A 6,297-nucleotide genomic window follows, 5' to 3' on the forward strand; every position below is an offset into this window, starting at 1 on the left:
TGACACGGCGCGGACGAGGCGGGGACACGACCGGCCGACAGTGGATGGGGTTGACCGACAGGCAAGTTACGGAGCGTGCTGTGATACTCGGCGGCGTGTCGCGAGTGTTGTTGATCGAGGATGACCCGGCCGTACGAGAGGGCCTTGAGCTGGCCCTGACCCGGCATGGGCATCGGGTGCGCGCGGTGGAGTCCGGCGAGGAGGGGCTGGACCGGTTGCGTGCCGATCTTCCCGACGTCGTCGTGCTCGATCTGATGTTGCCTGGCATGGACGGGTTCGAGGTCTGCCGCCGCATTCGAGCCGCCCGTGAGGTGCCGATCATCATGCTGACCGCGCGCGGCGACGACATGGACGTGGTGGCCGGGTTGGAGGCGGGCGCCGACGACTACGTGGTCAAGCCGGTGCAGCCCAGGGTGCTCGAGGCACGCATTCGCGCGATACTCCGGCGCATCGGCCGGGACCAGGCGGAGCTGGAGCGGCACGGGGATCTGACCATCGATCGGGCCGGGCTGGTGGTCGTCAACCGCGGCGTACCGGTCAGCCTCGCCCCGACCGAGCTGCGCCTGCTGCTCGAGCTCTCCGGCACGCCGGGCCGGGTGCACAGCCGCCAGCAACTGCTGGAGTCGGTGTGGGAGCAGGGGTATTTCGGCGACTCGCGTCTCGTGGACGCGTGCGTGCAGCGGTTGCGCGCCAAGATCGAGGATGACTCGGCGGCGCCGGTCTACGTGCAGACGGTGCGTGGGTTCGGGTACCGGTTCGGGCCGGTATAGGCCACCCGTGACATTTCAGCCGAATCTGGGGCTGCGTACCCGGCTGTTGTTCGCGTTCGCCCTGCTGTGTGTGGTCACCACGGCGGCGGTGGCCGGCGGGCTCTACGTCCAGGCCCGCAACGACATCCTGCAGCGTGCCCAGGATGCCACGGTGCAGACGATGAGAAGCCGCCTGGCGGCGCTCTACCCGTTGCGGAGTTCGGTGCCGGGCCCGGACGAGCTCGACGACATCGCCGCCGCCGTGCCCGACCAGGACAGCGTGGAGTACGCGGTCGCCATCTACCACGAGACGCACTCGCCGGTCACGCCGCCGGGACGCTTGAGGCCGGGCGGAATGGTGCTGGCCTTGGATCTCGGGGTGATCTCCCCACAGTTGCGGCAGGCGGTGGCCGACGGCCAGATCGCGTGGCAACGCGTGGTGCGGCAGGACTCGCCCTGGCTGATCATCGGCGCGCCGTTGCTGATCACCGAGCGGGACCGGACGACGCGGGTGTCCGGCATCGAGGTGTACGCCGCGCGCAGCCTGCTTGCCGAACAACGCAGCATCGACGAGCTCACCGCGTCCGCCTGGCTCATCGGCGGGGCGGCCCTGGCGTTCGCGGTCGTCCTGGCGTTGCTGGCCACCCGTGGCGTGCTGCGCCCGGTGCGCGAGCTCGGCCGGGCGGCACGCCTGCTGGGCGAGGGCGAGATGCGGACCAGGATCGCGGTCCGCGGCTCCGATGAGCTGGCCGACGTGGCACGCACGTTCAACAACACCGCCGCGGAGCTGGAACGGCACGTCAAGCAGCTGCGCGAGATGGAGGCCGACGCCCGCCGGTTCGTGGCCGACGTGTCCCACGAGCTGCGCACCCCGCTGGCCGCGCTCACCGCGGTCGCCGACGTCCTCGACGAGGAGGCGGCCCAGCTGCCCGAGCCCGCCGGCCGGGCCGCCAGGCTGGTCAGCCAGGAGACGCTCAACCTCACCGGGCTGGTGAACGACCTCATCGAGATCAGCCGGTTCGACTCCGGCGTCGCGGCCCTCGCGCTGAACGAGATCGACGTGGCCGAGCTGGTGCGCGCGAGCCTGCGTACCCGGGGCTGGACGGAGCAGGTGCACACCGAGCTGCCACCCGAGGTGACGGCCCGGCTGGACCCGCGCCGAGTGGACGTCATTCTCGCGAACCTGGTCGGCAACGCCCTGCGGCACGGCGAGCCACCGGTGTCGGTACGGCTTTCCGCCGACCCGCAATGGCTCGCTCTCGAGGTCCGCGACCACGGACCGGGGCTGCGGGAAGCGGTGCTGCCGCACGTGTTCGACCGGTTCTACAAGGCCAGCGCGGCCAGGGCCAGGTCCGAGGGCAGTGGTCTCGGCCTCGCCATCGCGCGGGAGAACGCGCGCCTGCACCAAGGCGACCTCACTGTCACCAACGCCCCGAACGGCGGCGCCATCTTCACGCTGCGCCTGCCACGCCGGGCGCACGATCAGGACGGAGGCCCCGAGTGAGGACCGGGCTCGCCCGCCGCGTGCTCGCCGCGGGCCTCGTATCGCTCGTCGCCGTGACCGGCTGCGGCGTGCGACCCTCCGACGTCATCCGCGCCGGCGACCCGCCGAGCGGGCCCGTCGCACGAACCCCGACGACCACCCTCTACCTGGTGAAGAACGGCCGGCTCAGCGCGGTGACGCGGCCCGGTCCGCCACTGTCCCAAGCGGACACGCTCGCGCTGCTGGCAGCCGGACCCACCACGGCGGAACAGGCGCAAGGACTCACCACCGACGTGCCGCCCGAAGCCGCCCCGTTCTCGGTGACCGCCGCGCCAGGCCGTCAGCCCGGCCACTTGGCGGTGAACCCGTCCACTCCGGCCGGCAAACTGTCCGCATTGGCCGTGGAGCAGATCGTGTGCACGGCCGCCGCCATGACACCGGAAAGCCCTGTCTGGGTCTCCGTCGTCGGTGCTGGGCAGAACGTCGGCCGCCGGAACTGCCCGGGGTAACGGTACGCCCGCGTGGCCATCGGTCAGATCGTCAGTCCATGATCACAGCGGCCCGCAGGGCGGCGCGGATGCTGGTGACCGGGTCGTCGAGGTGGTAGATCCGCTCCGACGGTTCGATGCCGTCCAGGAACTCCTGGTAGCGGACGGCGTAGTGAAGATGGGACAGCGGTTCGGCGATCGCGAGTGCGCGCGCCGCGTCGCAACCGGGTACGTGCCCGGTCCAGGCCGCGATCCAGGCCTCGGCGGCGGCGGGCCGGCTGGCGGGAGGAAGCCAGTCACGAGCCCGTATTCCGTCCAGCACCGGGTTGCCGAGGTGCGCGTCGGCGAAGTCCACCACGGTCGGCGGGCCGCCGTCGCTGCGCCAGTTTCCCGGGTGGAAGTCGCCGTGCACGATCGTGTCGGGCAGACCGCACTCGGCCAGCATGGGCCACCGTTCGACCAACTCGTACGCCCCCGCCAGCTCCTCGGCGGTCAGCTCGCGGCCCACGTCACCGGCGAGCAGGTCGCGGACCCGGTCGGCGACGGCGGTCGCGCGGCTGTCCGGCAACCCGGGCGGGATCACACCCGTCAAGCCGGCCTGGGCGGCGACCAGTCGCGTCACGGCGCTGTCGATGATCTCGACGGGAGCGTCCCAGCAGTCCTCGCCGGGAAGGTGCTCCATCACGACTCGCCGCGGTCCCGACGCCACGACCGTGGGAACCAGGCCCGGGTCCAGAGCCGCGAACGCGTCGATGACGGTGGCCTCGTCGGTGGCGAAGTGGGGTGTGGCCTTCAGCCATAGCGGTCCCTGGGCGGTGGGCAGGAGGAACAGCCCGGCCAGATTCCAGGTCTTGCGTTGCCGGATCGGCCCGGTCAGCGGTCGCCCGGCCGTCCTCAGCGCGTCCGCCGCCCAGCCGAACAGCTCCCGCAGCCCGTCGATCCGCGCCCACGGCGTCCGCAGCGGCTCGGGCCTGTCGAGCACCGCTTGATCGGCGGGCAGCGCACCCGTCAGCCGCCCGGGCGCGGGCCGCTCCAGCGCTTCGACGTGATAGATCACATGAACACCACGGCCGCCCTCGCCACCATCCACGTTCAACAGGCGCAGCACCAGGACGTCCACGCCGAGCGCCTGGCGCAGGTGCGCGACGACCGGCTCCACTTCGGCCCACCACGGCACATTCACTGCGAACGGGCCGATGACACCGAGCCGATCGCCACCCGATGTGACCCATGCGCTGACTGTTCTGTCCATTGCGCCCAGTGTGATCGCTCCCCGGGACGTCCGCCACGGAATATCCGATCAGGGCCGCACCACATGAGCCTGGTGACGGCACTCGTGGCCGTCGGGCTTGTGCGACCTCACATCCGGGATCTCAGCACGTCGACCTCGCAGCCTGGCAAGAACGGGTCGAAGCCGTGCTCGACCAGCCAGCGGACCGCCAGCAGGCTGCGTAACGACCACCACGCGCGGATCACGTCGAGATCGACGTCGGTGCCGTAGCCGGCGACGACGTCACCAAGGCGCTCCTCGTGTCCGAACGTCAAGATGGCCAGGTCATGCAGGGCATCGCCCTGGGCCGCCTCGGACCAGTCGATCACGCCGGTGATCTCGTCACCGTCGACGAACACGTGGGTCACCTGCAGGTCGCCGTGCGTGAACACCGGCGTCCACGGCCGGAGCGCGGCCTCGGCGATCCGGCGGTTGCGCGTGACCAGGTCGGCGGGAAGGACGCCGTTCGTGACCAGCCGCTCGCATTCGCCGTCGAGGCGCGCTGCGATCTCGTCGATGCTCCGGCCGGGCCATGGCGGCAGCGGCGCGTCGTGCAGCATCCGTACGGCGGCACCCGCCGCGACCCACGCCGCCGACGACGCGGCCGACGGCTCACCGAGGCGGCCGAGCGCCGTCCCGGGGAGGGCGGCGAGCGCGATCACGGGCGGCTTGCGCCACAGGACCTCAGGAGTCGGGATCGGCGCCATGGCCATCGCCTCGACCTCGACGTCGGTGCGCGTCTGATCGGCGTCGATCTTCAGGAACACGTCGCCGACGCGCAGGGTCGCGCGCTCGTTATGGGCGACGACGACCTGGACCTCTTTTACGTCGACCTGCTCCATGCCGACCTCCCCAACGTCGACCTCCTCAACGTTGACCTCCTCAACGTCGGCCATTGTCGCGGGATGACCACCGACGTCGCCACGAGTTAATCGCGGGCGGCTGCTTGATCGCGGGCCGCCAGGGCCGCGCCCAGCGGCGTGTGCTCGTAGCGGACGGCCCGGCCGGCGCGGGTGCGGGTGACCAGGCCGGCATCGCGCAGCACCGCCAGATGGCTGCCGACGGTGCCCAGGCTCAGGCCGAGCTGGGCGACCAGCTGCGTCGTCGTCGCGGGTACGTCCAGCGCGCGCACCGCGACCCACGTACCGAATGCCGAGGTGACCCGCCTCGCCGATCACCCGGCTCCCACCTCGCCCGCACCGCTGCCGAATCCGGACCGCAGATATCGGCGCAGAGCTTCCCGCCCTCCCGGGACGAAGGACCATTGATCAACGGCCTCAAGCAGTTCGCTCACTGTCAGCCAGTCCAGCCAGCCGATCTCACCCGAGTCCGGAACCAGGATCTCCGTCACGACTGCCTCATGCACCCCGAACCAGATGGGGCTGATCCCTTCCCGGCAAAGGAACTTGAACAGGAAGCGCACCCGCACCCGAACGCCCAGCTCTTCAGCCAGCTCCCGGACCGCCGCCTCCTCATACGACTCGCCCACGTCCACGGCACCGCCGACCAACACGTCGTAGTGGCCCGGGAATCGGGACAACGTCCGGGCCCGTCGCAGCACCAAGATCCGCCCCTCACGATCACGGCAGATCGTCACCGCGATGCGGTGCAACCAGTGCTCGCGTACTGCCTCTTCACGATCGACGACTCCCAGCACGCGGTCATGCTCATCGACATGCTCAACCAGTTCGCTCACAGAAGCACGATCTCAGCCCCCACTGACAACACGGCCTCACGAACGACGAAGGAGGGTGATATGTCGCAGCGTCAGCTGGTGGCCGAGTCGCGGTCATCGATGGGGGCGTCCAGCAGGGCGGCCGCCGCACTGTGGATCTTCGTCAGTGCGTTGAGCAGATGTTCGCGCTCGGCCTCGGTGAGGTCGGCGGTGACCTGCTCTTCGAGCAGCCGGCGTTCCCTCTCGATGGGAGCTTGCAGGGCACGCCCGGCGTCGGTGAGCCACAGCCGGACCAGCCGGTTGTCGCGGTCGTCGCGGCGCCGGGTGAGCAGGCCGGCCGTGGTCATCCGGGTGGCCGCTTTGACCACGTTGGGGGTGGTGACGTTCAGCGCGGCGGCGACCTCGCCCGGGGTGCGGCCGTCCTGCCGCCACAGCACCGCAAGCAGGTGATCTTGCCCGAGGTGCAGTCCGTGGCGCCGCACCGCCGTCTCGGCCGCCGCCCGCAGCGCCTTCGACATCTTGCTGTGCAGGTCCAGGAACTCGGGCACGTCGAGGCCTCCGGTGATGTCGCGGCGCGATTGACAACCAAATCGTGTACCGGTTAACGTTCTGCTCGATCATTAACCGGTACA

The 6,297-nt window shown here is 70.5% G+C and carries 8 protein-coding genes; 3 read left to right on the plus strand and 5 right to left on the minus strand.

Going from position 1 to position 6,297, the window contains the following annotated elements; all coding sequences use genetic code 11:
* Positions 1-95 precede the first annotated feature (95 nt).
* The 3 genes from AB0B64_RS47040 to AB0B64_RS47050 are packed head-to-tail and all read left to right on the plus strand — an operon-like array spanning position 96 to position 2,741.
* Positions 96-770: a response regulator transcription factor gene (locus AB0B64_RS47040; protein WP_357960656.1), complete on the plus strand. Its 675-nt coding sequence runs from the start codon at positions 96-98 to the stop codon at positions 768-770.
* Positions 771-777: 7 nt separating this feature from the next.
* Positions 778-2,253 (plus strand): HAMP domain-containing sensor histidine kinase, encoded by a 1,476-nt coding sequence (locus tag AB0B64_RS47045; protein ID WP_357960653.1) that lies wholly within the window; start codon positions 778-780, stop codon positions 2,251-2,253.
* The gene (locus AB0B64_RS47050) at positions 2,250-2,741 is read left to right on the plus strand and encodes a hypothetical protein (protein WP_357960650.1); all 492 of its coding nucleotides are present in this window, start codon (positions 2,250-2,252) and stop codon (positions 2,739-2,741) included. Before AB0B64_RS47045 ends, AB0B64_RS47050 begins: the two co-directional genes overlap by 4 nt.
* Before the next feature lie 31 nt (positions 2,742-2,772).
* Here the strand turns inward: AB0B64_RS47050 and AB0B64_RS47055 are convergent, their stop codons facing one another.
* The 5 genes from AB0B64_RS47055 to AB0B64_RS47075 form a co-directional block, all read right to left on the minus strand.
* A complete protein-coding gene (locus tag AB0B64_RS47055) occupies positions 2,773-3,972 on the minus strand; it encodes an aminoglycoside phosphotransferase family protein (protein WP_358190402.1) in 1,200 nt (399 codons plus the stop codon).
* Positions 3,973-4,079: 107 nt separating this feature from the next.
* A complete protein-coding gene (locus tag AB0B64_RS47060) occupies positions 4,080-4,886 on the minus strand; it encodes a phosphotransferase (RefSeq protein WP_358190412.1) in 807 nt (268 codons plus the stop codon).
* Positions 4,887-4,918: 32 nt separating this feature from the next.
* The gene (locus AB0B64_RS47065) at positions 4,919-5,122 is read right to left on the minus strand and encodes a helix-turn-helix domain-containing protein (RefSeq protein WP_357960643.1); all 204 of its coding nucleotides are present in this window, start codon (positions 5,120-5,122) and stop codon (positions 4,919-4,921) included.
* A gap of 42 nt (positions 5,123-5,164) precedes the next feature.
* On the minus strand, positions 5,165-5,686 hold the full coding sequence (locus tag AB0B64_RS47070; protein WP_358190426.1) for an NUDIX domain-containing protein: 522 nt from the start codon (positions 5,684-5,686) through the stop codon (positions 5,165-5,167).
* Positions 5,687-5,757: 71 nt separating this feature from the next.
* Entirely contained in the window at positions 5,758-6,213 is a 456-nt protein-coding gene (locus AB0B64_RS47075) for a MarR family winged helix-turn-helix transcriptional regulator (RefSeq protein ID WP_357960639.1), read from the minus strand.
* Positions 6,214-6,297: the final 84 nt, after the last annotated feature.

This window comes from Nonomuraea sp. NPDC049129 (genome assembly GCF_040648495.1).
Classification (GTDB): Bacteria; Actinomycetota; Actinomycetes; order Streptosporangiales; family Streptosporangiaceae; genus Nonomuraea.

Bases quoted from the DNA above. Each gene is read 5' to 3' on its own strand.
- AB0B64_RS47055 (WP_358190402.1), bottom strand. From the start codon at position 3,972: ATGGACAGAACAGTCAGCGCATGGGTCACATCGGGTGGCGATCGGCTC.
- AB0B64_RS47060 (WP_358190412.1), bottom strand. From the start codon at position 4,886: ATGGCCGACGTTGAGGAGGTCAACGTTGAGGAGGTCGACGTTGGGGAG.